The sequence below is a fragment of the Kribbella sp. NBC_00482 genome (assembly GCF_036013725.1).
Classification (GTDB): domain Bacteria; phylum Actinomycetota; class Actinomycetes; order Propionibacteriales; family Kribbellaceae; genus Kribbella.
Genome location: NZ_CP107881.1, coordinates 2,497,276 through 2,518,726, shown reverse-complemented (window position 1 = coordinate 2,518,726; position 21,451 = coordinate 2,497,276). Strand labels below are relative to the sequence as shown.

Below are 21,451 nucleotides of genomic sequence, written 5' to 3'. Positions count from 1 at the left end.
GGTTGATGGAGTGGGTTAAGGCTGTTCAGCAGCTGCGGGCCGGACGACAGGCCGGCGTGCTGGTGACGGTGATGTCCGTTCGCGGGCACGCACCGCGTGAGGCCGGGGCAAAAATGGTTGTTGCTGCTGACAACGTCTGGTCGACGGTCGGTGGGGGCAACCTGGAAGCGTTGGCGGTCGAGCGCTCGCGGGAGATGATCGCCGACGACGTGACCACACTTGAGGTGTTGACGGCGGCGTTGTCCGACAAAGCGCCGTACCAGCACGGAGTTCAGTGTTGTGGTGGTGAGGTGAAGTTGTTGCTGGAACCGTTGCCTGTGGTGCCGTCGGTCGCGATCTTCGGAGTCGGGCATGTGGGGCTGGAGCTGGCGCGGGTACTCGCGCGGCACGACCTCGAGCTGCACCTGATCGACTCACGAACCGACCAGCTGACGGATGATCGGTTAGCAGTGCTAGAAGATGCGGTCGCGCACGTCCACGTGCACAACGTTCCTGTCCTGCCGGAGCTCGTTGTCGGCGAGCTCCCGCCCGGCACTCACGTGTTGATCATGACGCACGATCACGCCGAGGACGCCGCGCTCTGCGACGCGGCGATTCGGAACGAGGAGCTGGCGACCATCGGGGTGATCGGCTCCAGCGCGAAGTGGACCCGGTTCCAGCGCAAGCTCGCCGAGGACGGCAACTCCGCCGAGGCGATCGCGCGGATCACCACGCCGATCGGTCTGTCCGATCTTCCCGGCAAGGAGCCGGCCGTGATCGCGGTGAGCGTCGCGGCCTGGCTCCTCCAGCAGTTCGTCGCCGAGCGGGACTCCGCCTCGGCTCATCCCGCCGAGCGGGACTCCGCTCCGGCCAAGCTCGCCGAGCGGCATCCCGCGTCGGCCCATTCTGCCGTGCGTCGCCCCACGCCGGCTCAGCGTGAGGCAAAGGCATGACTCTTTATCGTGGCACGTTCATCGACACGCCGGAGAACCCGTTCGACGGCGGCGGCCTGCGGGTCGACAGCGACGCGGGACTGCTGGTCGAGGACGGGATGATCGTTGCCCGTGGCCCGTTCGTGGAGATCCGCCAGGCGCACCCCGCCGAGCAGGTCGTGGATCTGCGCGACGGCGTCGTACTGCCCGGATTCGTGGACACCCACGTGCACTTCCCGCAGATCCGCGCCGTCGGCGGCCTCGGGCTGCCGCTGCTCGAATGGCTCGACCGGTACGCCCTCCCCGAGGAGGCGCGGATGGCCGACGTCGACTATGCGTCCGGTGTGGCCAACGAGTTCGTCCGCGGACTGGCGGCGGCTGGTACGACGTCAGCACTCGTCTTCGGCGCGCACTACTCCGACGCCGTCGACACGCTCTTCGACGCCGCGTCCAAGGTCGGCCTCCGCATCACTTCCGGGCTCGTGCTGAGCGACCGCCTGCTCCGGCCGGAGCTGCTCACCACGCCGGTCCGCGCGTACGCCGAGTCGCTCGCCCTCGCGAACCGCTGGCACGGCGTCGGCCGCAACCGGTACGCCGTGACGCCCCGCTTCTCGCTCTCCTGCACGGACGAGCTGCTCGCGACGTGCCGTGAGCTGATGGACGCGATCCCCGGCGCGCTGTTCACCTCACACGTGAACGAGAACGAGGCCGAGATCGCGAGCGTCGCCGACCTGTTCGGAGGCTGCGACTACGTGACGACGTACGACCGGCACGGCCTGGTGGACCGGCGTACCGTGCTCGCGCACAACGTCCACCCGACGGACGTCGAGCTGAAGACCTTGGCGACCAGCGGCGCGACCGTCGCCCACTGCCCGACGAGCAACGCGGCGCTCGGGAGCGGGCTGTTCCCGCTGACGCGACACCTGCAGTACGGCGTACGTGTGGCGCTCGGATCGGATGTCGGCGCGGGCACCGGCTTCTCGCTCCTGAAGGAGGGTCTCCAGGCGTACTTCTGCCAGCAACTCCAGGGCGACCAGGGCCGCCCACTCTCGGCAGCCCACCTGCTCTACCTCGCCACAACCGCCGGCGCCGACGCCCTCGACCTCCCGCAGGTCGGCCACCTCTCGGTAGGTCACCACTTCGACGCCCAACTCCTCCGCCCCGCCGAAGGCTCCCCCCTGGCGGTCGCGATCACCCACGCCGAAGACACCGAGGAAGCCCTAGCCCGAATCTTCACCCTAGGCACCCCCGCCGACATCCAAGCCGTCTGGATCAACGGCGACCTCCTCCACTGATCACCCCGTACGGGGCCTGGGAACTAGCAATTGCCTATTCCCAGTCCCCGGCGCATATGCCTCCAACGCCTGCCTGAGGCGCGCGGCGGTCTCATGTGGGTGGTTCAGGTCGCTCCACCTGACCCGAGCCACGCCGAAGCCGCGTTCGCGCAGGCGATCCTCGCGGTACTTCTCCGCCAGTACGGCGTCTGCCGCGTTGTCGCCGTACTTCATCGCGCCGTCGAACTCCACGATCAGCACGCCCGCGAGCAGGAAGTCGACCCTGCCGATCAGCCGGCCGGCCTCGTCCCGGATCTCCACTTGCAACTCCGGTTCCGGCAGACCGTGGTTCGCCATCAGGACGCGGAGCCGCGACTCGCCGACCGACTCACTCCGCCCGTCCGCAAACAACACAGCCGCCTGCGCAGCCGGCACCCCACGCCAGTGCCGATGCCGCCGTACAGCATCAACCAACTGATCACGGGTAGTCCGCGGCTCGCGGAGGGCGGCGTCGGCTATAACGACGCCGACCTCGTACGACGTCGTACAGGCGGTCTCCACGACAGCCCGCTCGACGCTCGTGACCTTGAGGCCGCCCAATTCGACGACCTCGTCGGCGGACGTCGTGCCGCGATGCACCCGAACCCCTCGACCGGTGCGAGCCCCACCGGATGCCACGCGAGTGAAGTGTGCCCTCGACAAATCGGTCCCCCAGACGGGCAGCCCGTGGAGCATGGCAGCGGACTGATGACTCACGACGACGCCACCGAGCCGTTCACTCGCCATCCGCACGTTCAGGAGATGGAGCCGGATCGCGTGCTCCCACGGCGGTTCATCGGGCCAGGCCTGCGGGTCGACGTACGAGTTGAAGCTCAACCTGAGCCACTGCCCGCTGCGCACGCGTTGCCGCAGCTCGCTGTCGCTGTAGCCGGCGGCGAGAGCGTCCGGGCGTGTGAACCACCCGCCCCGCCCCGCCGCGATCACTTCCAGTCTCCTGTTCATGCCCAAGAAGGTGCACGTCTCACGCGACGCGCGGACCGGCGATCGCGCAACTGTGGATAACCGCCAGAGACTGGGAACTGGCTATTGCTAGTTCCCAGTCCCCGGGGGTTGTCGCAAGTCAGGCGAGGAGGGCGGCTTGGGTGCGGGTGACCTGGGTGGCGAGGGTGGCCTCGTCGGCGGTTTGGAGTACGTCGTGTTGTACGACGGGGCGGCCGTTGGCGAGGAGGAGGGTCAGGGGTGGGGGTGTGGAGAGGGTGAGGGCGGCGATCGGGTCGGGGATGCCGGCGTGCGGGAGGGTGGTGAGGTTCCACACGGCCAGGTCGGCTTGTTTGCCGGGTTCGAGCGAGCCGATGTCGTTGGAGCGGCCAAGGATGCGGGCGCCGTCCAGGGTCGCCATCTCCAGGGCGGCGCGGACGGTCAGTGCTTGCGGGCCGCCGCGGGCGCGGGCGAAGAGCAGGGCGTGGCGGAGCTCCTCCACCAGGCTCCCGGATTCGTTGCTCGCGGCACCATCCACGCCCAAGCCCACAGGAGAGCCGGCCGCGCGGAGGTCGGCGGTACGGGCGATGCCGGCGCCGAGGCGGGCGTTCGAGCTGGGGCAGTGGGCGATGCCGGTGCCGGTGCTGCCCAGGTGCTTGATCTCCGCGTCGTCGAAGTGGATCCCGTGCGCGAACCACACGTCCGGACCGGTCCACCCGAGGCGGTCGGCGTACTCGAGAGGCGTGCAGTTGAACGTCTCCCGGCACCAGTCCGTCTCGTCCGTGGTTTCGGCGAGATGGGTGTGCATCCGCACGCCGCGGCGCCGCGCCAGCTCCGCAGACTCGCGCATCAGTTCGCCGCTCACGCTGAACGGTGAGCACGGCGCGACCACGATCTGCAGCATCGAGTCGGGTGACGGGTCGTGCCAGCGGTCGATCGCGGCCTCGGTCGCGGTGAGGATCTCGTCGCGGTTCTCGACCACCGAGTCGGGCGGCAACCCGCCGTCCTTCTGACCGCGGTCCATCGACCCGCGGGCCGGATGGAACCGCAGCCCGATCTCACTCGCCGCGGCGATCTCCGCCGCGAGCAGATCGCCACCGTCGCGTGGGAAGACGTAGTGGTGATCGGCAACGGTCGTGCATCCGGTGCGCGCGAGTTGGGCGAGCGCCGCCCGCGCCGCGACGTACACGGTCTCCTCGGAGATCCGCGCCCACACCGGGTACAGCGTCGTCAGCCACTCGAAGAGGGTCGCGTCCGCGGCGAGACCGCGCGTGACCCATTGGTACAGGTGCTGGTGTGTGTTCACGAACCCCGGCGTGACCAAGCAGCCGCGTCCGTCCACGACGCGAGCATCGTCGTACGCCGGAGCAGTGCCCGGACCGACCGTGACGATACGGTTGCCCTCGACAACCACGTGTCCGACGAACTCGCGCCGGGCCGGATCGAGGGTCGCCACGTAGGCGCCCTCGATCACGATCGTCGACATGGTCAGCAGAACCCGGGCGTCGCGTGCCAGGCGCTGCCGACGTCGCTGGCGTCGTCGCGCGTCACGGTCGCCTCGATCAGGCCGTACGGGCGATCGGCGGCGATGAACACCTCGCCGGGGTTCTCGACGCCGAACGGCGACAGGTCGACCAGGAAGTGGTGCTTGTTCGGAGCCGAGAACTTGATCTCGGCAACCTCCGGGTGCTGCTCGAGCACCGCCGACCCCATCCCGTACAGCGTCTGCTGCAACGCAAGACTGTGGATCGTGGCGAAGCGCGAGAGCAGCAGTCCCTTGATCTCGTCGTACGACTTGTCCCAGTCGACCTCTGTGTGGTCGTAACGCCAGCGCGCGACCAGGGACGTCGCCAGGATCCGGTCGTTCGTCTCCGGCAGCGTCGTGTACTCGTCCTTCAGGAACCCGTGGAACTCCGACCCGGTCGACTTCAGTACGACGAGATCGCTGATCCCCGACACGACGTAAGACTTCCGCTCCGCGCCGCGGCCCTCCACGTTGACGACCGTGTTGCGCACACCGCCACCGGTCCGAACGAACGAGTGGTCGTGGTCCTGGCCGTCGACCTGGATCCGCTCCCAGGCGTACTCCTCGACCTCGACCCGCGCGCCCTGCGCGGCCGGCGACGCGTCCAGGAAGTGCGCGCCGAGCGTCAGCGCGTAGTCCTCGATCGCGCCGATGCCCTTCTGTTTGGCGAAGGCGAACGCGGTGTTCTTCTGCGTGTCGGTCGGCAGTACGTCGGACTGGTCGCCGGTCGTGTGCGCGTCCTCGAAGTTGCCGCGGAGCGCGGTCGACACGTTCAGGTCGCGGATCTGGTGGCGGGGCGTGTCACGGTAGATGCGGACGACGCGGTTCTCGGCTTTGCCGTACTGGTTGGCTCCCAGGTGGATGGCCATCTGAGATCAGCTCCCTCGGTAGGTGGAAAACGCGAACGGGCTGAGCAGCAACGGGACGTGGTAGTGCCGCTCGTCGGCGACCGTGAAGGTCACGGAGACCTCGGGAAAGAAGATGTCCTGGCCGGTGGATTCGGCGTACGCCGCGACGTCGAACCAGAGCCGGTACGTTCCGTGCTCCAACGCCGGTGCCAGCTCCCCGATCCGCCCGTCGTCATCCGTCGCACCCGTGGCTTCGAGGACGTCACCCCGGTAGAGCCGGACCTGGACGTTCTGCGCCGGTCGCCCCAGCGCGGTGTCGAGGACGTGCGTGGACAGGGAACTCATGCCGCCACCACCTTGCTCAGCCGGAGCAGCGCGATCTTGCGCAGCTCCTCGTGTACGACGGTTGCCTCGGTCGCGTCGTCGTGCGTGAGGCGAGTCCGCAGGCTGTCCAGCATCTGCGCCGCCGACAACCCGGTGGCGCAGATCAGGAACACCCGGCCGAACCGCTCCTCGTACTGACGGTTGCCACCGGCAAGCTCCTGCCGTACGCCGGCATCCTCGCCGACGCCGGACTGCTCGTTCCGCGACCAGGCGGCCTCGGTACCCGCGCCCTTCGGCCGGTCACCGATCCGCGGATGCGCCTGAAGAGCACGATCGACCTCGTCGTCGTCGAGCTCCCGCAGCGACTGGTCGGCGACCGCGGTCAGCGCGGTGAGATCGCCGTACGGCCGCTTGGCCAGGATCGCGTCGACCCAGCGGGGCACGTCACAGCAGGCCGCCAGTGCCGGCCGCAGCCGGTCGGTCGGAGCGGAGTTGAACTCCTCGAGGTCCACGGATCACACCTTCTCGAATCCCGAAATCGACTTTCCGTATGACGAGAGTGGCAGGCGTCCAGCCTGTCGTCAACAGTTTGTTGAAAATCAGCGGGCGCGGTTCAGATAGTTGTAGACGGTGAAGCGGGTGACACCGAGCGCCTCGGCGACGATCTCGGCGGACTTGCGGTACTCGAAGGCTCCGCGCGCCTCCAGCAGCAGCACGGCCTGCTGCTTGTCGTGCCGCGACAGATCGCGCAACGAACCACCCAGCTCGTCAGCGACTCCGGCCAGCAGGCTCTGCACGCCGCCCTCCTTCTCGGGCGCCTTGGCCGGGATTTGAGAAGGCAGGCGTACGGCGATCACCGGCTGCCCGTCCCACTCCAGCGGTACGTCGCCGGCGCGGGCGTCGGATGGGTCGACGAGCTCCGCGTTCAACCGCTCGACGAGTGGCGCGATCGCCTGCACCAGCGGGTGCTGCTCAGGCATCGCGCCGTACCTGCAACGTCACCTGGCTCGCGCCGCCGGCGAACGCGGCCTCGAGCACCTTCGGAAGGGCGGGCAGCAGGAGGTGCTGCTCGCCGCTGACCTGCGTACCGAGCGGGCCGAACTCGCAGTCGAGCCCGGCCGCCTCCGCCGCACGCAACGCCTCAGTGGCGTGCGCCGGCGGTGCCCCCTCCACATCGAAGGGTTCCGTGGTGAACTCCGCAACCAGTCGCATGCCGCGAGGCTAGGACATGGGGGCTGCTCTGCGCGCCAGCCTGGCGAGGTCGTTGTCGTCGAACTCCGACGTCTCGATCGCGCCGCACTCGATGCCGCGCAGCACGAATCCGGCGAGGGCGGCGGCCGTTGCGGGCTCGTCGAGGTAGCCGGACTCGCCGTCACCCAGGTACGCGCGGAGGCGTCGGGCGGCCTGGTCGAAGCCTTCCCGGTAGAACAGGTACGTCGCCGCGAAGCGGGTCGGGAGCTGGGCAGGGTGCATGTCCCAGCCTTGGTAGATGCCGCGCGCGAGCGAGCGACGTACCAGCCGGAAATGCAGGCGCCAGGCGTCGTGGACCGCGTCGCCGACCGGGAGAACGTTGGTCGAACCATCGGATACGAACACGCCGGTGCCGGCCGCGGCCAGCTGCATGACGTCCTTGGCGTGGTCGGCGACCGGATGCTCCATGCTCTGGTACGCCGCCGCGACGCCGAGCGACGCGGAGTAGTCGTAGGTGCCGTAGTGCAGACCGGTGACGCGCTCGCCGCCCGCCTTGATCATCCGGGCGATCAGCGCGGTGCCGTCCGCGCCGAGGATCGCCTGCGGGGTCTCGACCTGGATCTCGAACTTCAGCGGCGGCAACGAGCGTTGATGCTCGATCGTCTCGAGCACGTGCACCATCGCCTCGACCTGCTCGACCGACGTCACCTTCGGGAGCGTGATGACGAAGCCGTCGCCGATCGCGCCCAGATGCTTGAGGAAGAGGTCGAGCGTCCGCACAGCGCGACGTCGCGTCGGCGCTTCGAGCGACTTGATCCGCAAGCCTTGGTACGGCAGCGCCTGCTTCCCGGTCGCGAAGGCCTCAGCGGCAGCGATCGCCGCGGCATCCTCCTCCTCGTCGGGCCGATTTCCGTAGCCGTCCTCGAAGTCGACGCGGAGGTCCTCGATCGGCTCGCGCTCGAGCTTGGCCCGCACGCGGTCGTACAGGTCGTCCGCGAGTTCGCCCGGCAGGTCCAGCACCTTCGCGAGCTCCGCCGCCGATCCGCTGTACTCGTCGAGGGCCGCACGCGCCTGCGCACCCCAGTCCTCCACCGTGCGTACGTCGTACCGATCGGCCGGAACGTACACGGTGTGGACCGGCTGCCGCACCCCGCGATCGCCGCGATAGTCCGCGGTCAGCGCCGCATCCGCGGCCGCCAGCCGCCGGTCGAGCTCGGTCACCAGATCATCCAGACTCACTGCCGCCTCCTTTTTCCGTATTGTGGAGACTAATATCTACTCTGCGGAAGACACAAGCACTCGCGCTTCCGGGATCTGGCGCTAAACTTCCGTGATCCGGAAAGGTGGTTGTCATGGCGGAGACGAACGGCAAGGGACGCACCGGCAGCGTGCAGTCCATCGAGCGGGCCTTCGGGCTGCTCGAGACGATGGCCGACGCGGGCGGGATGATGGGCCTGTCCCAGCTGGCCGCGGCCTCCGGCCTGCCGCTGCCGACGATCCACCGGCTGGTTCGCACCTTGGTCGACCTCGGCTACCTGCGTCAAGAGCCGTCGCGGCAGTACGTGCTCGGACCGAAGCTCATCCGGCTCGGGGAGAGTTCGTCGCACATGCTGAGTGTGTTCGCCCGGCCGCATCTGGCCCGGCTCGTCGACGAACTCGGCGAGTCCGCCAACATGGCGATGCTCGACGGCGACCAGATCGTCTACCTCGCGCAGGTCCCGTCGCGGCACTCGATGCGCATGTTCACCGAGGTCGGCCGCCGCGTCCTGCCGCACTGCACCGCGGTCGGCAAGGCGATCCTCGCCCAGTACCCCGACGCCGAGGTCCGCGACCTCCTGCATCGCACCGGTATGCCGAAGCACACCGACAACACGATCGTCACCCCCGACGCCTTCACCACCCAGCTCCACCTGGCCTCCGACGCCGGCTACGCGATGGACGAAGGCGAACAGGAGGTCGGCGTCCGCTGCGTCGCGGTAGCCGTCCCCGACGCCCCCACCCCGCTGGCCATCTCGATCTCCGGACCCGCCGGCCGCATGACCGAAACCCTCGTAGAACAAGCCATCCCCCTCCTGACCCAAGCCGCCAAGTCGCTCTCGGACGACTTGCACTAACGCAGACGGCCGTGGATGTGCCAGTCGTGCCAGCCGTCGGCGTGCATGATCGCCTGTCGCAGTGTTCCCTCGTGCAGAAATCCGGTGCGCTCGGCGACGCGGCACGACGCGGTGTTGGTGGTGGAGTGGTGGATGTTCAGCCGGTTGAACCCGATCGATCCGAAAGCCCAGGTGCACACGGCCTCAACAGACCTCGCGGCGACCGCTTGTCCTCGGGCCGCCGGGGTCACCCAGTACGACAGCGCGGCTGATCCTTGGTCCAAAGAGATATCGCGCAGTCCGACCTGACCCAGCGGCCGGTCATCTCCATCGACGACCGCCCAGCTCGCCGCAGTCTCAGCGTCCCAGCGGTCGACCCACTGCCCGACCCACTCGCCTGCCTCCTCGAGACTGTCGAGCCGCCGGACATGCCAGCGCTGAATGTCAGGACAGCCGAACGCAGCCCGCACCGAGCCGGCGTCCCTGCCCTGCCACGGCCGAAGCACCAACCCGTCGTACGTCGCCAGCCGCGGCTGTGCCGCATCCCGCAGCACACCCTGAGCCAAAACCGCATCCACAAGCAAAGGCATGCCGCGATGCTAGTGCGCGATCGAGACCCCAGCCGTCGGGGTCACGGGGCGTAGGTGCGCCATTGTTCGGTGAGTTGATAGCCGAGGGACTGGTTGGCTTGCAGGCTGGCTTTGTTGGCGGCGGCTCCGCCGGTGCTGAAGCGGGTGATGCCGATGTCGAGGAAGGCGAGGATGGAGGCGGCCTTGACGGCCTGGGCGACGCCGCGGCGGCGGTGGGTGGCGAGGACCGAGGTGAAGGCGGTATCGCCGAAGCCGTCCTTCTCGCGCATCACCGTCGCGCCGACCAGCCGGTTGCCGTCGAAGGCGCCGAAGACCCGGTACTCCGGCCACAGGCGCGCGACGTCGGTGAGCTCTCCGACGACGCGGTGGGTCGCGGGCGTGTAGGGATAGTCCGCCTCGTTCGTCTTCTCCAGCGCGTGCAGATCCGCGGCAGACTCGGACCCGAGTTCGCGGAGCGTCAGTCCGCCGGCGGTAGCCCGGCGTACGGCGGTCTCCAGCAGCTCACGGTCCGGGGCGAACAGCCGGACTGCCCAGGACTCGGCGACCACGCGGTACCCGGCTGCTTCGAGCTCGGCGCACCGCGGGTCGCCTTCCTGAACCATCTCGTATTCGGCCACGGGCTGATTGTCAGCCCAGTTTGCGCAGCAGCGGAAGGACATCCTCGGTGAACTGGGTGAGGAACCGCTCCTGGTCGTTCCCAGGACCGTGGACGACGAAGTGGTTGAAGCCGGCGTCGAGGTATGGCCGGAACTGCTTCACGGCCTCCTCCGGGTCCGACGCCACGATCCACCGCTTCGCGACCTGCTCGATCGGCAGCTCGTCGGCGAGCCGCTCCATCTCGGTCGCGCTGGTGACACTGTGCTTCTGCTCCGGGGTGAGCGACAGCGGCGCCCAGAACCGGGTGTTCTCCAGCGCCAACGCCGGGTCGCGGTCGTACGAGAGCTTGACCTCGAGCATCCGGTCGACGTCCTCGAACTTCTTCCCGGCCTTCTCGGCACCTTCGCGTACGGCCGGGATCAGCTTCTCGGTGTAGAGCTCCATCCCCTTCCCGGACGTCGCGATGAACCCGTCCCCGACACGCCCGGCGTACTTGGCGACGAGCGGACCGCCCGCGGCGACGTACACCTTCAGCGGGGTCTCCGGACGGTCGTAGATGAACGCGTCGACGGTCTTGTAGAACGGCCCCTCGGAGCTGACACCGTCCTTCGTCCACAGGTCGCGGATCAGCTGGACGGCCTCCCGCAGCCGGGCGAACCGCTCCTTGAACTCGGGCCACTCGCGCCCCGACACCGCGATCTCGTTCAGCGCCTCGCCGGTGCCGACGCCGAGCATCACGCGCCCCGGGTACAGCTCGCCGAGCGTCGCGAACGCCTGCGCGATCACCGCCGGGTTGTACCGGAACGTCGGCGTCAGCACCGACGTACCGAGCAGCACCCGGTTGGTCCGCTCACCGACCGCCGCCAGCCAGGCGAGCGCGAACGGCGCGTGGCCGCCCTCGTGCCGCCACGGCAGGAAATGGTCCGACACGGTCACACTGTCGAGCCCGAGCTCCTCGGCCCGAACGGAGTACTCCACCAGATCCCGCGGCCCGAACTGCTCCGCCGAAGCCTTGTACCCGACCCGAATGCTCACCCTCTGCTCCAAACGTCGTCTGCGCGTACTCCGAAGGACAACCGCGCCCAGGTCCGACTTTATGCCGCCCGGGGCGCTAACATCCCGAATCGTGAATGCGAGTGAAGCCCGAGTGCTCGGTTTGATCGGTACGACGTTCCGGGCGGCGCAGCTGCCGACGATCCGCGTGACGGTGCCGGCCGCGCTCGCCGAGCGGGCTGTCGCCGCGTGGCGGCGGGACACCGAGGACGCCGTACCGGAGCCGGAGCGCCCGGAAGACCGGGTACGTCGCCAGCGCGCCGGGACGCTCGCGCTGATCGGTCTCACGATCGCCAAACGCGGGCACCTGGACGCCGACGGGAACACCGTCGTCGACCTCAACCCGGAGCTGGTCGGGGTCGCGATGGACGCGGCCGACGACGTCCATCTGCGCTGACCCTCGGCTGACTCTGCGCTGACTTCTGCGCTGCTCCGGAGAGTCTGATTGACTCCGGTCGCGGGGCTCGGAGAGGATGTTGGTCCGGCGCGGCCCGCGCCTCACCTTCGTCGACCGACCCCAGCTCGGTCACAGTGAGAAGGCAAAGGGACTTCCTGTCTCGGGCCGCTCGTCCTGGTCTGCCGCCTCGACGGGATCGCTGGGGGATCACGTGCGAGTGCGTGGAAGGCCAGATGACAGCGCACAGGAACTTCAAGCAACGGGTTCGAGCCCGCGCCGCGAAAACCGGCGAGTCCTACACGACTGCCCTCCGGCACTTCCGTCCGACTCCACAAGGAGAACCAGACATGCCGGAAGAAACCACACTGCGGTTCGCCGTCGTCCAGTCGACGATGCGTCACGACCCGACGAACGCCGACGAGCTGCGCGCGGGCGGTGCCGAACTCCGCGACTTCATGAGGCAGGCGGCCGCGGCCGGTGCCCGCCTCGTGCACTTCACCGAGGGCGCGATCTGCTTCCCGAGCAAGCAGGTCATGTCCTCGCTCGGCCCGGACGAGGTCGGCGCCTCCGATTGGACGAAGGCGCAATGGTCGGTGTTGCAGTCCGAACTCGACCAGATCCAGGCACTCGCGCGGGAGCTCGGGATCTGGGTGGTGATCCCCTCGGTGCACCAACTGCCGGAGGGGCGCCCGCACAACAGCATGTACGTCGTGTCCGACCAGGGAAAGGTTGTCGCCCGGTACGACGAGCGCACGCTGTCCACGACCAAGGTGACGTGGATGTACACGCCGGGGAAGCAGCCGGTGACGTTCGACGTCGACGGGTTCCGTTTCGGGCTCGCGCTCGGGCTGGATGTGCTGTTCCCGGAGCTGTTCGTGGAGTACGACGGGCTCGGCGCCGACGGCGTCCTGGTGTCGTACGGGACACACCGTGTCTCGGGACATGAACACATCGCGGTGCAGGCGCGTGGGTGCGCAGTGAACAACACGTCCTGGATCAGCCTCGCCGTACCGGCTAACCCGGAGGCCGGGCTGGCGGCGGGCGTTGTCGATCCTCGGGGTGAGTGGGTCGCGCAGGCCCCACTGGATGGGTCGCCGGCACTTGCGGTGGCCGACGTGCACCACTCAGAGACGACGCAGATCGGTCGCGACTTCCGACGTCGTACGCGGGAGCGGATCTCTTCGTAAGCCCTCACAGGTTCGGGTGCCGGCGCGTTCTATAAGCATGAACAGGCATGCGGTGGTCAGCACCCGGATCGGGGAGCTCACGGTGGTGGTGTCGGAGGACGTGCTGGTCGGCGTCTACTTCCCGCACCACTGGGTGAAGCCGACGGCGGAGACGCTGGGTGAGCGGGTCGAGGCGTCCGACCCGCTCATCGCGGTCGTCGTCGAGCAGTTGGACGAGTACTTCGGCGGCTCGCGGCACACCTTCGACCTGGCGAGCCGGCTGGAGGGCAGTGAGTTCCAGCGACGGGTCTGGTCGGTGCTCGGGGAGATCCCGTACGGCGAGACGACGACGTACGGCGAGATTGCGGCGCGGCTCGGGGAGCCGGCGCAGGCGGTGGGGAAGGCGGTCGGGCAGAACCCGTTGTCGATCGTCGTCCCGTGCCATCGGGTGATCGGGAAGGACGGGTCGCTCACCGGGTACGCCGGGGGGCTCAGGCGGAAGCAGTTCCTCCTGGACCTGGAGGAGCCGGTCGGCGCTCGCTTGTTCTAGTTGCTTTGTAACTAGTCCTTTTGTGACAGGTCACCGACCTGGGCGGCGTACCAGTCGAGTTCGGTGAGGTGCTCCGCGATCTGACGGAGGGTCCAGTTGGGGCTGCGGTCCTTGTCCCACTCGGCCGGGTCGAGGGCGGCGTACCGCAGGGTGAAGGTCCGCCCGAGCCGTTGCAGTCGCTGCTCGGCCTCGCGGACGTCCTCCTCGGTGAACGGCGCGAGGTCCGCGGCGGACGTGAGTGCGCTCGCGCGCCACTCGTCGGGCTGCGTCGGTACGCCGGCCAGCAGCGCCTCGACCTCGGCCAGGTGATCGATCAGGTGGTCCGCAATCCGGCGGACCGCCTTGTGCGGCGTGAAGATGCGGTCATCGTCTGACGTCCGCGGTTCGCCGTCCCAGGCCGGCCAGGTGACGATCAGTTTCAGGGACCGTTCGACGGCCTGCTCGACGAGTTCTCCGGGGTTCTGTGTCATATGGCCGACGCTAAGGCCGTCACACTTCGGCGGCGGGCGAACTAATCCCGAAGCGTTCGGCCAGCCGCTCGGCGTCGTACGGCGCGTGCACCTTGGCGTCGTTGTCGAAGTACACGAACGCGTCGCACTTCCACGAGCGGATCTTGCGCGCCCAGCGGTCGAGTGACTTGTCGTCGTACCCGCTCACGTAGAGCTCGTCGGCGCCGTGCAGCCGGACGTAGGCGAAGTCGGCCGTGACGTCGTCGAACATCGGCCACTTGCCCGCGGTGTCCGCGCAGACCACCGCGATGTCGTGCTCCCGGGCGAGCTCGACGAATCCTTCGTTCTTGAAGCTGTCATGCCGTACTTCGATCGCGTACCGGAGCGACCCGTCGACGGCGGGCTCGAGCAGCGCGCGACCTTCCATCCGTTCGTCGTGACGCTTGGCGTGTTCGGCCGCCTCGGCTGTTGTGCGCGGCAACTGGGCGAAGAAGTCCGCACACCGCGATGCGTCGTACTGGAAGTTGGGCGGTAGCTGCCAGAGCACCGGGCCGATTTTGTTGCCCAGCGCAAGGATTCCGGACGCGAAGAAGTTCGCCAGCGGCGCGTCCACGTCCGACAGTCGCTTCAGGTGCGTGACGAACCGCGGGCCCTTGACCGAGAAGACGAAGCCCTCGGGCGTCTCGGCGTACCAGCGCTGGTACGACTCCGGGCGCTGGAGGGCGTAGAACGAGCCGTTGAGTTCGATCGAGTTCAGCCGGGACGACGCGTACTCGAGCTCGGCACGTTGCGGCAGCCCGTCGGGGTAGTAGACCTTCCGCCACGGCGGGTAGCGCCAGCCCGAGATCCCTACTCGGTACGGGGAGTCCGGCCAGCGCGTCATCCCTCGATTATGGTCCCGGCATGGACATCAACCGCGGCGCGTATCCGGACGCGTTGACGCCCTGGGAGGATCCGTCGTGGCGTACGGCGGCACTCGGCTGGCTGGATGCGCGGCTCGACGAGCTCGGCGTCCGCGAGACCGGGCCGCGGCAGGTTCGGGTCCGGCCGTGGTCGGTGCTCGTCCGGGTCGAGGCGGCGGAGCCGGTGTGGTTCAAGGCGGCGTCACCCGGGAGCGCGTTCGAGGCCGGGCTGGGCGAGGCGCTGTCTCGGTGGACGCCCGAGCATGTGCTCACGCCGTACGCCGTCGACGCCGGCCGTGGCTGGTCGCTGTTGCCGTCCGGCGGGCCGGTGTTGCGCGGTCTGGGAGCTGGGCCGCGTGAGTGGGAGGACGCGTTGACGCAGTACGCCGACCTGCAGCGGGCGCTCGTACCGCGGGCGGAGGAGTTGCTGCGTCTCGGCGTACCTGATGCTCGGGTTGCGGGGCTGCCGGGGGTCTTCGACGATGCGGTCGACGGGAACGAGACGTTGGATGCGGCGGATCGTGACCGGTTGCGGTTGTTCCGGCCGCGGTTGGTCGAGTGGTGCGAGGAGCTGGCCGCGATCGGCGTACCGGATTCACTGGATCATGCCGATCTGCACGACGGTCAGATCCTGGTCGCGGGGGCTGGGCGGTACACGTTCTTCGACTGGGGTGACGCGAACGTCGGGCATCCGTTCTGCAGTCTGCTGGTTGCGCTCGAGCGTGCTGCCGAGGAGCACGGTTCGGAGGTGATGGCGCGGTTGGAGGACGCGTACCTCGAAGGCTGGACAGGTCACACGCTGCCCGACCTCCGCCGCGCGGCCGACCTCGCCCGCCGACTCAGCCAGCTGACCCGCGCCGGCTCCTGGTCCCGCCTGTTCCCGACGGCGGCGCAGCTCGGCGACCCTGAGCGGGCTGCGGCACTGATGCGATTGCTCTGAGGCGGACCGCCAGGCCATCACAATTGCCGCGATCGCCCGCGCTCACGCCTGACTACGCCGGGGACGGCGCGATTGTGATGGGCTGGCGGTTCAGGTCGGGATCCAGGTCGGCCACCAGGGCGGGACGTTGCCGGGGCAGGTTCCGGGTGAGGCGGCCGGGGTGCCTTGCCAGGAGAACAGGGCGAGGTCGGCGATCGCGATCGCGATGCAGGCGGCGATCAGCGAGAACAGGAACGCCTTCCCGGCGTACCGGAACACGATGTTGAACAGCACGAGGTTGACGATGAGTGCGATCGGTACGCCGAGGAACAGCAGCGTCAGCCCGTTCGGCACGCTCCCGGTGACGTCGACGTTGCACGCCTTCCACGCCCGCGACGTGAGCACCACCAGCCCGAACGCCGTCCCACCACCAACCACCACCGCAAGGAACGACTCCCCCTTGCTCCCCTTCGCACCAAACGCCATGAGGATCACGGTAAGTGATCCACCAGCCCACCGCGTGGTCAGTCGTCCAGAGGATGCAGGTCGACGGGGGTGAGGACCCAGCGGAAGCCGTACTTCGGGGTTGCGGTGCGGTCGACCTTGTCGGGGGCGAAGTACTCGCCGACGAGGCTCAGCAACCGCTCGTGGAACTCGGCTACCCGATCGCCCGGGACACGGCCGGCGTGTTCGCCGCTGTTCTGCACGAATCCGGTCCCGAACATCCCGGCGTCCGCGTCGGCATACGCCTGCACGTAGTCCTGGTCGCTCCCTCCCACCAACTCCGTCCGCGCACCCCGATCCGGTGCCGGGCTCTCGGCCAACTCCGTGCCGGCCGCCGTACGCCGCCAGACGCCGGCGTCCTCCTCCACCCGCCCGGAGGTGCGCAGCTTGCCGAGGTACCAGAGCACGCGTGCGTCCGTCACGTCGAGCGCATCCGCCAGGGCGCCCAAGGACTGAGGCGACGCCAGCAGGACCACGATCCGCCGCGGCAGTTCCGACTGTTCCCAGTCATCTGTCATGCGCCGACAACTATCAGCGAATGCCGAGCGCGTCGAGTATGTGGTCGGCGACTTCGGGGATCGGGGCGTTTGCGTTGACCAGCAGAGCGCCGTACCGGGTGTTGTCGGCGTCCACCTGCGCGTGCCACGCGAGCACGCGCTCCAACTCTGGGCCGCTCGAGCCGAATGCACGCCGACCCACGAGCCGTCGGCGCAACGTCTCCGCGTCGACGCTGAGGCTGATGACCGTGTCGAACAGGTCCCAGATCTCGTTGTCGTTCCCCACCGTCCCGCAGATGAACGCGACCCCGTCGGCCTCGTCCGCGATGCGCTGCACGGTCTCGACCGGCATCCGGTACGTGTTCTCGGCGAACCACGCGTCGTCCCGGTACGACGGCATCCGCACCTCGGTGCCCGTCTCGTTCTCGAACCACCGCGCCAGCCCGTCCGCGTCGACGTCGTACACGGCATATCCCCGCCGCCCCAACTCATCACCCACGGCCGTCTTCCCGACCCCGGAGGACCCTGTCAGATACACCAGCCTCATGGCAGCTTCGGCCGGAGCCACATCATCGAGGTGAAGTCGAGGTCCTCGTGCGGTACGACGACCACCTGGTGCTCGTCCTCGTACAGCACCCGGCCCGGCGCCGCCGACTCGTACCGCTCGCACGGAAGGTTGTGCACGGCAAGGATCGCCAGGTATCCGGGGACCGGCTCCATCAGGAACGCGGCCGACGTCTTGAACCACGCCGCCGCCAGCAGGTTGTCCGAGTAGACGGCCGGGTCGACGCTCGCCGGATTCGTGTACGTCGCGTCGTACCAGTCGTTCGTCGTACGCCGGAACCGTTCCTCCTCCGCACTCAGATACCCGCGATTCCCGAGCATGTTCACCAACCCGAAGATCCCGATCCGCCGCCCCCGCCGATCCGGCACCGGGCTCTGATACCGCACGAACACATCCACCCCGCAGATTCTGCCTCCCCGTTGACCCATCGGGTTTGTCAGGTTTAGCCTGACAGATGTGTCAGGGAAGACCTGACAAGCGAGGAGGGTCGGAGATGCCGGACAACGTGTTGCGGTGCTCGTTCTGTGGGAAGACCAAGGACGAGATCGAGCGGATGATCGCCGGGCCGGGGGTGTTCATCTGCAACGAGTGCGTCGACCTGTCGGTGCAGGTGATGAACGAGCAACCGATTCCGTCGTTCCCGCCGCTGGACGGGAAGAGTGACGAGGAGTTGCTGGCCGACATGGTTCGGCTCGACAAGTCGCGCGGGCAGGTCGAGGCCGCCGTACAGGAACGGGTACTGCGTCTGCGCTCCCGCTCGGTCACCTGGGCCCGGATCGGCGAGTCCCTTGGCATCAGCAGGCAGTCGGCCTGGGAACGCTTCTCGGGCGAGGAGTAGCCGGATGACCCGGGTGTTGCTCGTTCGGCACGGCGAGGTCGACGGCAGCCAGCTGAACGCGGAGGGCTGGTGGGGTCCGGCGCGCGATCTCTCGCCGTTGTCCGCGGCCGGGATCGAGCAGGCGAAGGAGGCCGGACGGCGGCTTCGGGATTGCGGGGCGCGGCGCATTGTTGCCTCGCCGATGACGCGGGCGATGCAGACCGCGAGCCTGATCGCGGCGGAGACTCGGCTTCCGTTGACGGCGGTCGAGTTCGATCTTCGCGAGTGGCTTCCGGACGCGACGCTCTCCTGGCGTTCGGCGGAAGCGATCGCGGCAACAGAAGACTTCCACCGTCACGGGGGCGAGTGGCCTCAGGGCGAGACGCGTGCGTGGGAGCCGCAGTCCTCGGTACGTCGACGCGCGCTCGGAGCGCTCCATCGACAGGCCGCCGTCGACGACGAACCGTTCGTTGCCGTGTGCCACAGCATGGTGATCGAGGCGCTGACGGACGCGCGCCGCATCGAGTTCTGCGGCGTACACGAGATCGACCTGAACGACGCCGTACAGCCCGACTCCGCGGAACCGTTCCTGCCGCGTCAGTCCGCCTGAAGAAAGGCGGCGATCTCGCCGACGTACCGCTCAGGCTCCTGTACGAGTCGGCCACCACCGCAGTCTCACACGCAAATGCGGTGGTTTCACCGAAGCTGGCGTTGCTAGGTTCTCGGGTGTGATCAACGACGAGCTCATCGATGCGGCCGCGGCCGTGCTGCATCCGTATCACGTCGACGATCGGATCTTCGGCGATGTGGCGTCGGCGCTGCTCACCGACGCCGGCAACGTGTACGTCGGCGTGTGCATCGACACCGCGTCCGGTACGGGGTTCTGCGCCGAGCACGCCGCCATCGCCGCGATGGTGACCGCGCGCGAGTACAAGATCGCGAAGATCGTCGCCGTCTGGCGCGGCGACGGCCCGCTGCACGTCGTCGCTCCGTGCGGCCGCTGCCGGGAGTTCATCCGCCAGATCGACCCGTCCAACCTCGACACCGAGGTGATCCTGGGCCGACACCGTACGGCGCCCCTCCGCACCCTCCTGCCCGAAACCGAGTGGCCGTCACCCGTCGACTGAACGCAACCACGGGTGCCCGCGGACCATCTCGCGCAACCAGACCTGCTTGCCCTCCGCAAGCATCGGCCACACGCGATCGAAGTCGCGACGGTCCTTCGTACGCCGTTTCCGCGCCTTGAACAGCAGGACGATCTCAGGATTCAGGTAGCGGATGTGGTCATCCGCCACCCACGTGACCTCGTCGATCGCGCCGACGTGATCCGGCTGGAACTTGTTCGTCCACAGCCCGTCGCGATCCGGAGTCAACGGCAGATCGAGTACCCACGGAGCATCTCCGTGTTCGCGTACCCACAGCTGACTCGCCGGGTTGAACACGTCCGGGTGCTGTGGCGTCAACGGCCTCATGTCGCCGCCGGCGAGGTTCCACAGATGCCACCGATCACCTACGTGCTCGCGGAGCGCAGGTACGTCGGACGCGAAGATCGACACGTCGACGTCATCGTGCTCACGACGTACGCCGGTGAACGCATCCACAGCCCACCCACCATCTACCCACCACGGATGATCGAAACCGTCCATGAACGCCGCTGCTTGAGCCAGATCGAACGGCTCCCAACGCCCGTAGAGGCGGGCCCAGTACTGAGCTTCTTCGGCTTCGGCCGCCGATCGCACCACTGGCTCGGGTGTCATGCGCGCAACGATCCCTGCCGCGCGGCCAGCGCGGCAAACGCATTTCGGGGAGTGTTGCTAGATGTGGCTTCGCTGCCTCCGCGGCCAGAGCGCGGCGGCGATCGCGAAGAGCGCCACGGCTGCGACGAGGTCGAACAGATTGCCCCGGCGAACCGCCGAGACGATGGCTCCGAGCCCGGCGAGAACGAAGAACACAGCAAGCAACGTCCGCAGCACAGTCATTCCCCTACCCCCTACCCGCTAGATCGGGCGCCGGCAGGAAAGCGTTACGGCAGCCCCGAACTGGAGTCCGAGAGCAGTGCTGTGACCCATGCGTCGTGGTGGGCCTCGATGTACTCGGCAGTCGGCCCCCAATGGTCGGCGTGCCCCTCCGCGTAGAGCCGGGCCCAGGGCTGCTCGCCGGTGCGGTGGCCGTGGACCAACAGGTCGTACATGCCCCGCGTGTGGGCCGCGATCTGCGCCGGGAATGCGCGACGCTGCTCCGGATCGAGCCCGTACCCGTCCGCGAGCGCACGCAACCGCGGTCCGTCGACGACAACGTTGCCTTTCGCCACAAACGGTACGAACCCATGAGCGGCGTACCCGAGGTCCCACAACCGTGACCCCGGGCCGGCGTTGTCCCAGTCGATGAACACCCAGCGTTCACCGTCGCGCACCAGATTCCACGGAGCGAGATCGTTGTGGCAGATCAGGTCGCCGCCGGCCGGGTCGGGAACCACCGCATCCCACACGGTGTCGGCCGGCGGTCGAAAGCTCTCCATCGCGTCGTGGAGTTCACGAATCATCCGACCGACCCGAGCCAACTCGTCCATCGAGAACGGCGGCAGCGTGTCGGCCAACGCGCCTGGGATGAACTCGAGGACATGGCGCCCCTCCTCGTCCCGCCCCAGCGTGCGGGGCGCTCCGTCGAAGTCGGCGAGATGAGTGAGCACCGCCTCGACCCCGGCCGTCTGAACGAGCGCAGGCTTCCGCACCGTCGCGCCGATCCGAACGACCCGATCCGCGACGTTTCCTCCGGTCAGCACCTCTTCCACGCCGACATGATGCCCGGCCGGCCGCATTATCTCGACAGACATTTGCCCGGCACACCCTTTACGGTGGTCGCATGGCAACGGTCAGGCAGGTTCAGGTCACTTTCGACTGCGCGAATCCTGAGCGCGTCGCTCGTTTCTGGTGCGAGGTGCTGGGGTACGTCGTACCGCCGCCACCGCCGGGGTTCGAGAGCTGGGAAGAGTTCGATCGCGCGCAGCCGCCCGAACGTCAAGGATCCGCGTTCGCCTGCGTCGATCCCACCGGCGTCGGCCCGCGACTGTTCTTCCAGCGCGTCCCCGAAGGCAAGGTCGTCAAGAACCGGGTGCATCTCGACGTACGCGTCGGCACCGGCCTCCGAGGCGAAGAGCGCCTGGCAGCACTCGAAGCCGAATGCGCACGCCTACTCCCCCTCGGCGCAGTCCGCGGCCAACTCCTCGTCGCCGACGAGGAAAACGAGTCCTGCCTCAACATGCAGGACGTCGAAGGCAACGAATTCTGCCTCGACTAAGTCG

At 68.3% G+C, this 21,451-nt stretch carries 31 protein-coding genes; 11 read left to right on the top strand and 20 right to left on the bottom strand.

Going from position 1 to position 21,451, the window contains the following annotated elements:
* Positions 1 to 5: 5 nt before the first annotated feature.
* Both xdhC and guaD read left to right on the top strand, forming a co-directional pair.
* On the top strand, positions 6 to 932 hold the full coding sequence (gene xdhC, locus OHB24_RS12760; RefSeq protein ID WP_327639204.1) for a xanthine dehydrogenase accessory protein XdhC: 927 nt from the start codon (positions 6 to 8) through the stop codon (positions 930 to 932).
* On the top strand, positions 929 to 2,206 hold the full coding sequence (gene guaD / locus OHB24_RS12755; RefSeq protein ID WP_327639203.1) for a guanine deaminase: 1,278 nt from the start codon (positions 929 to 931) through the stop codon (positions 2,204 to 2,206). Before xdhC ends, guaD begins: the two co-directional genes overlap by 4 nt.
* Here guaD and OHB24_RS12750 read toward each other — a convergent pair whose 3' ends face one another.
* The 8 genes from OHB24_RS12750 to OHB24_RS12715 form a co-directional block, all read right to left on the bottom strand.
* Entirely contained in the window at positions 2,207 to 3,187 is a 981-nt protein-coding gene (locus OHB24_RS12750) for a type IV toxin-antitoxin system AbiEi family antitoxin domain-containing protein (RefSeq protein WP_327639202.1), read from the bottom strand.
* Between the two features lie 118 nt (positions 3,188 to 3,305).
* Positions 3,306 to 4,649: an 8-oxoguanine deaminase gene (locus OHB24_RS12745; RefSeq protein ID WP_327639201.1), complete on the bottom strand. Its 1,344-nt coding sequence runs from the start codon at positions 4,647 to 4,649 to the stop codon at positions 3,306 to 3,308.
* Between the two features lie 2 nt (positions 4,650 to 4,651).
* Positions 4,652 to 5,557, bottom strand: coding sequence for a factor-independent urate hydroxylase (gene pucL / locus OHB24_RS12740; protein ID WP_327639200.1), 906 nt, complete (start codon positions 5,555 to 5,557; stop codon positions 4,652 to 4,654).
* Positions 5,558 to 5,563: 6 nt separating this feature from the next.
* The gene (uraH, locus tag OHB24_RS12735; RefSeq protein WP_327639199.1) at positions 5,564 to 5,881 is read right to left on the bottom strand and encodes a hydroxyisourate hydrolase; all 318 of its coding nucleotides are present in this window, start codon (positions 5,879 to 5,881) and stop codon (positions 5,564 to 5,566) included.
* Positions 5,878 to 6,372 carry a 2-oxo-4-hydroxy-4-carboxy-5-ureidoimidazoline decarboxylase gene (gene uraD / locus OHB24_RS12730; protein WP_327639198.1) on the bottom strand — a complete coding sequence of 165 codons (495 nt, stop codon included), beginning with the start codon at positions 6,370 to 6,372 and terminating at the stop codon, positions 5,878 to 5,880. The genes uraH and uraD overlap by 4 nt, the downstream gene beginning before the upstream one ends.
* 87 nt (positions 6,373 to 6,459) lie before the next feature.
* Positions 6,460 to 6,840: a helix-turn-helix domain-containing protein gene (locus tag OHB24_RS12725; RefSeq protein ID WP_327639196.1), complete on the bottom strand. Its 381-nt coding sequence runs from the start codon at positions 6,838 to 6,840 to the stop codon at positions 6,460 to 6,462.
* Complete coding sequence (locus tag OHB24_RS12720) at positions 6,833 to 7,072, bottom strand: thiamine-binding protein (RefSeq protein ID WP_130386770.1); 240 nt, start codon at positions 7,070 to 7,072, stop codon at positions 6,833 to 6,835. The genes OHB24_RS12725 and OHB24_RS12720 overlap by 8 nt, the downstream gene beginning before the upstream one ends.
* Before the next feature lie 9 nt (positions 7,073 to 7,081).
* Positions 7,082 to 8,290, bottom strand: a complete 1,209-nt coding sequence (locus tag OHB24_RS12715; protein WP_327639194.1) for a DUF6986 family protein — start codon at positions 8,288 to 8,290, stop codon at positions 7,082 to 7,084.
* Positions 8,291 to 8,403: 113 nt separating this feature from the next.
* Between OHB24_RS12715 and OHB24_RS12710 the strand changes: the two genes are divergently transcribed.
* Positions 8,404 to 9,165 (top strand): IclR family transcriptional regulator, encoded by a 762-nt coding sequence (locus OHB24_RS12710; RefSeq protein WP_327639193.1) that lies wholly within the window; start codon positions 8,404 to 8,406, stop codon positions 9,163 to 9,165.
* On the opposite strand, the gene OHB24_RS12705 is transcribed toward OHB24_RS12710, so the two are convergent.
* Genes OHB24_RS12705 through fgd form a run of 3 tightly spaced genes read right to left on the bottom strand, consistent with a single transcriptional unit; the run spans position 9,162 to position 11,366 of the window.
* Positions 9,162 to 9,734: a GNAT family N-acetyltransferase gene (locus OHB24_RS12705; protein WP_327639192.1), complete on the bottom strand. Its 573-nt coding sequence runs from the start codon at positions 9,732 to 9,734 to the stop codon at positions 9,162 to 9,164. The two genes, OHB24_RS12710 and OHB24_RS12705, sit on opposite strands and share 4 nt — an antisense overlap.
* 41 nt (positions 9,735 to 9,775) lie before the next feature.
* Positions 9,776 to 10,351, bottom strand: coding sequence for a GNAT family N-acetyltransferase (locus OHB24_RS12700; protein ID WP_327639191.1), 576 nt, complete (start codon positions 10,349 to 10,351; stop codon positions 9,776 to 9,778).
* Positions 10,352 to 10,361: 10 nt separating this feature from the next.
* Complete coding sequence (fgd, locus tag OHB24_RS12695; RefSeq protein ID WP_327639190.1) at positions 10,362 to 11,366, bottom strand: glucose-6-phosphate dehydrogenase (coenzyme-F420); 1,005 nt, start codon at positions 11,364 to 11,366, stop codon at positions 10,362 to 10,364.
* Positions 11,367 to 11,457: 91 nt separating this feature from the next.
* Here fgd and OHB24_RS12690 point away from each other — a divergent pair, with 91 nt between their 5' ends.
* The 3 genes from OHB24_RS12690 to OHB24_RS12680 all read left to right on the top strand — a co-directional run bounded on the left by OHB24_RS12690 (position 11,458) and on the right by OHB24_RS12680 (position 13,497).
* Positions 11,458 to 11,781, top strand: coding sequence for a hypothetical protein (locus OHB24_RS12690; RefSeq protein ID WP_327639189.1), 324 nt, complete (start codon positions 11,458 to 11,460; stop codon positions 11,779 to 11,781).
* A gap of 347 nt (positions 11,782 to 12,128) precedes the next feature.
* Positions 12,129 to 12,968: a carbon-nitrogen hydrolase family protein gene (locus tag OHB24_RS12685; RefSeq protein ID WP_327639188.1), complete on the top strand. Its 840-nt coding sequence runs from the start codon at positions 12,129 to 12,131 to the stop codon at positions 12,966 to 12,968.
* Positions 12,969 to 13,005: 37 nt separating this feature from the next.
* Positions 13,006 to 13,497, top strand: coding sequence for a methylated-DNA--[protein]-cysteine S-methyltransferase (locus OHB24_RS12680; protein ID WP_327639187.1), 492 nt, complete (start codon positions 13,006 to 13,008; stop codon positions 13,495 to 13,497).
* Between the two features lie 11 nt (positions 13,498 to 13,508).
* On the opposite strand, the gene OHB24_RS12675 is transcribed toward OHB24_RS12680, so the two are convergent.
* Positions 13,509 to 13,967, bottom strand: a complete 459-nt coding sequence (locus OHB24_RS12675) for a hypothetical protein (protein ID WP_327639186.1) — start codon at positions 13,965 to 13,967, stop codon at positions 13,509 to 13,511.
* A gap of 19 nt (positions 13,968 to 13,986) precedes the next feature.
* Positions 13,987 to 14,829, bottom strand: a complete 843-nt coding sequence (locus OHB24_RS12670) for a DUF72 domain-containing protein (protein ID WP_327639185.1) — start codon at positions 14,827 to 14,829, stop codon at positions 13,987 to 13,989.
* A gap of 20 nt (positions 14,830 to 14,849) precedes the next feature.
* On the opposite strand from OHB24_RS12670, the gene OHB24_RS12665 reads away from it, so the two are divergent.
* A complete protein-coding gene (locus OHB24_RS12665; protein ID WP_327639184.1) occupies positions 14,850 to 15,788 on the top strand; it encodes a phosphotransferase in 939 nt (312 codons plus the stop codon).
* Positions 15,789 to 15,878: 90 nt separating this feature from the next.
* Here OHB24_RS12665 and OHB24_RS12660 read toward each other — a convergent pair whose 3' ends face one another.
* From OHB24_RS12660 to OHB24_RS12645, 4 genes are read right to left on the bottom strand one after another with little or no spacing between them, the layout of a single operon-like run.
* Complete coding sequence (locus tag OHB24_RS12660) at positions 15,879 to 16,253, bottom strand: hypothetical protein (protein WP_327639183.1); 375 nt, start codon at positions 16,251 to 16,253, stop codon at positions 15,879 to 15,881.
* Positions 16,254 to 16,291: 38 nt separating this feature from the next.
* A complete protein-coding gene (locus tag OHB24_RS12655; protein ID WP_327639182.1) occupies positions 16,292 to 16,789 on the bottom strand; it encodes a hypothetical protein in 498 nt (165 codons plus the stop codon).
* 13 nt (positions 16,790 to 16,802) lie between these two features.
* Positions 16,803 to 17,315, bottom strand: a complete 513-nt coding sequence (locus OHB24_RS12650; protein ID WP_327639181.1) for an AAA family ATPase — start codon at positions 17,313 to 17,315, stop codon at positions 16,803 to 16,805.
* A complete protein-coding gene (locus OHB24_RS12645) occupies positions 17,312 to 17,731 on the bottom strand; it encodes a hypothetical protein (protein ID WP_327639180.1) in 420 nt (139 codons plus the stop codon). Before OHB24_RS12645 ends, OHB24_RS12650 begins: the two co-directional genes overlap by 4 nt.
* 95 nt (positions 17,732 to 17,826) lie before the next feature.
* On the opposite strand from OHB24_RS12645, the gene OHB24_RS12640 reads away from it, so the two are divergent.
* The 3 genes from OHB24_RS12640 to OHB24_RS12630 all read left to right on the top strand — a co-directional run bounded on the left by OHB24_RS12640 (position 17,827) and on the right by OHB24_RS12630 (position 19,277).
* The gene (locus OHB24_RS12640; protein ID WP_327639179.1) at positions 17,827 to 18,171 is read left to right on the top strand and encodes a ClpX C4-type zinc finger protein; all 345 of its coding nucleotides are present in this window, start codon (positions 17,827 to 17,829) and stop codon (positions 18,169 to 18,171) included.
* Between the two features lie 4 nt (positions 18,172 to 18,175).
* Entirely contained in the window at positions 18,176 to 18,760 is a 585-nt protein-coding gene (locus tag OHB24_RS12635; protein ID WP_327639178.1) for a histidine phosphatase family protein, read from the top strand.
* Positions 18,761 to 18,878: 118 nt separating this feature from the next.
* Positions 18,879 to 19,277 carry a cytidine deaminase family protein gene (locus OHB24_RS12630; RefSeq protein ID WP_327639177.1) on the top strand — a complete coding sequence of 133 codons (399 nt, stop codon included), beginning with the start codon at positions 18,879 to 18,881 and terminating at the stop codon, positions 19,275 to 19,277.
* Here OHB24_RS12630 and OHB24_RS12625 read toward each other — a convergent pair.
* The 3 genes from OHB24_RS12625 to OHB24_RS12615 are packed head-to-tail and all read right to left on the bottom strand — an operon-like array spanning position 19,263 to position 20,983.
* Entirely contained in the window at positions 19,263 to 19,907 is a 645-nt protein-coding gene (locus OHB24_RS12625) for a nucleotidyltransferase domain-containing protein (protein WP_327639176.1), read from the bottom strand. The genes OHB24_RS12630 and OHB24_RS12625 overlap by 15 nt on opposite strands.
* Before the next feature lie 57 nt (positions 19,908 to 19,964).
* A complete protein-coding gene (locus OHB24_RS12620) occupies positions 19,965 to 20,129 on the bottom strand; it encodes a hypothetical protein (RefSeq protein WP_327639175.1) in 165 nt (54 codons plus the stop codon).
* 44 nt (positions 20,130 to 20,173) lie between these two features.
* Entirely contained in the window at positions 20,174 to 20,983 is an 810-nt protein-coding gene (locus OHB24_RS12615) for a phosphotransferase enzyme family protein (protein WP_327639174.1), read from the bottom strand.
* A gap of 29 nt (positions 20,984 to 21,012) precedes the next feature.
* Here OHB24_RS12615 and OHB24_RS12610 point away from each other — a divergent pair, with 29 nt between their 5' ends.
* Positions 21,013 to 21,447 (top strand): VOC family protein, encoded by a 435-nt coding sequence (locus tag OHB24_RS12610; RefSeq protein WP_327639173.1) that lies wholly within the window; start codon positions 21,013 to 21,015, stop codon positions 21,445 to 21,447.
* Positions 21,448 to 21,451 lie beyond the last annotated feature (4 nt).

Excerpts from the sequence above, each read along its gene's own strand:
- xdhC (WP_327639204.1), top strand. The coding sequence starts at position 6 with ATGGAGTGGGTTAAGGCTGTTCAGCAGCTGCGGGCCGGACGACAGGCC.
- guaD (WP_327639203.1), top strand. The coding sequence starts at position 929 with ATGACTCTTTATCGTGGCACGTTCATCGACACGCCGGAGAACCCGTTC.
- OHB24_RS12750 (WP_327639202.1), bottom strand. The coding sequence starts at position 3,187 with ATGAACAGGAGACTGGAAGTGATCGCGGCGGGGCGGGGCGGGTGGTTC.
- OHB24_RS12745 (WP_327639201.1), bottom strand. The coding sequence starts at position 4,649 with ATGTCGACGATCGTGATCGAGGGCGCCTACGTGGCGACCCTCGATCCG.
- pucL (WP_327639200.1), bottom strand. The coding sequence starts at position 5,557 with ATGGCCATCCACCTGGGAGCCAACCAGTACGGCAAAGCCGAGAACCGC.
- uraH (WP_327639199.1), bottom strand. The coding sequence starts at position 5,881 with ATGAGTTCCCTGTCCACGCACGTCCTCGACACCGCGCTGGGGCGACCG.
- OHB24_RS12725 (WP_327639196.1), bottom strand. The coding sequence starts at position 6,840 with ATGCCTGAGCAGCACCCGCTGGTGCAGGCGATCGCGCCACTCGTCGAG.
- OHB24_RS12720 (WP_130386770.1), bottom strand. The coding sequence starts at position 7,072 with ATGCGACTGGTTGCGGAGTTCACCACGGAACCCTTCGATGTGGAGGGG.
- OHB24_RS12710 (WP_327639193.1), top strand. The coding sequence starts at position 8,404 with ATGGCGGAGACGAACGGCAAGGGACGCACCGGCAGCGTGCAGTCCATC.
- OHB24_RS12705 (WP_327639192.1), bottom strand. The coding sequence starts at position 9,734 with ATGCCTTTGCTTGTGGATGCGGTTTTGGCTCAGGGTGTGCTGCGGGAT.
- OHB24_RS12685 (WP_327639188.1), top strand. The coding sequence starts at position 12,129 with ATGCCGGAAGAAACCACACTGCGGTTCGCCGTCGTCCAGTCGACGATG.
- OHB24_RS12680 (WP_327639187.1), top strand. The coding sequence starts at position 13,006 with ATGAACAGGCATGCGGTGGTCAGCACCCGGATCGGGGAGCTCACGGTG.
- OHB24_RS12675 (WP_327639186.1), bottom strand. The coding sequence starts at position 13,967 with ATGACACAGAACCCCGGAGAACTCGTCGAGCAGGCCGTCGAACGGTCC.
- OHB24_RS12670 (WP_327639185.1), bottom strand. The coding sequence starts at position 14,829 with ATGACGCGCTGGCCGGACTCCCCGTACCGAGTAGGGATCTCGGGCTGG.
- OHB24_RS12665 (WP_327639184.1), top strand. The coding sequence starts at position 14,850 with ATGGACATCAACCGCGGCGCGTATCCGGACGCGTTGACGCCCTGGGAG.
- OHB24_RS12660 (WP_327639183.1), bottom strand. The coding sequence starts at position 16,253 with ATGGCGTTTGGTGCGAAGGGGAGCAAGGGGGAGTCGTTCCTTGCGGTG.
- OHB24_RS12655 (WP_327639182.1), bottom strand. The coding sequence starts at position 16,789 with ATGACAGATGACTGGGAACAGTCGGAACTGCCGCGGCGGATCGTGGTC.
- OHB24_RS12650 (WP_327639181.1), bottom strand. The coding sequence starts at position 17,315 with ATGAGGCTGGTGTATCTGACAGGGTCCTCCGGGGTCGGGAAGACGGCC.
- OHB24_RS12640 (WP_327639179.1), top strand. The coding sequence starts at position 17,827 with ATGCCGGACAACGTGTTGCGGTGCTCGTTCTGTGGGAAGACCAAGGAC.
- OHB24_RS12635 (WP_327639178.1), top strand. The coding sequence starts at position 18,176 with ATGACCCGGGTGTTGCTCGTTCGGCACGGCGAGGTCGACGGCAGCCAG.
- OHB24_RS12625 (WP_327639176.1), bottom strand. The coding sequence starts at position 19,907 with ATGACACCCGAGCCAGTGGTGCGATCGGCGGCCGAAGCCGAAGAAGCT.
- OHB24_RS12620 (WP_327639175.1), bottom strand. The coding sequence starts at position 20,129 with ATGACTGTGCTGCGGACGTTGCTTGCTGTGTTCTTCGTTCTCGCCGGG.
- OHB24_RS12615 (WP_327639174.1), bottom strand. The coding sequence starts at position 20,983 with ATGTCTGTCGAGATAATGCGGCCGGCCGGGCATCATGTCGGCGTGGAA.
- OHB24_RS12610 (WP_327639173.1), top strand. The coding sequence starts at position 21,013 with ATGGCAACGGTCAGGCAGGTTCAGGTCACTTTCGACTGCGCGAATCCT.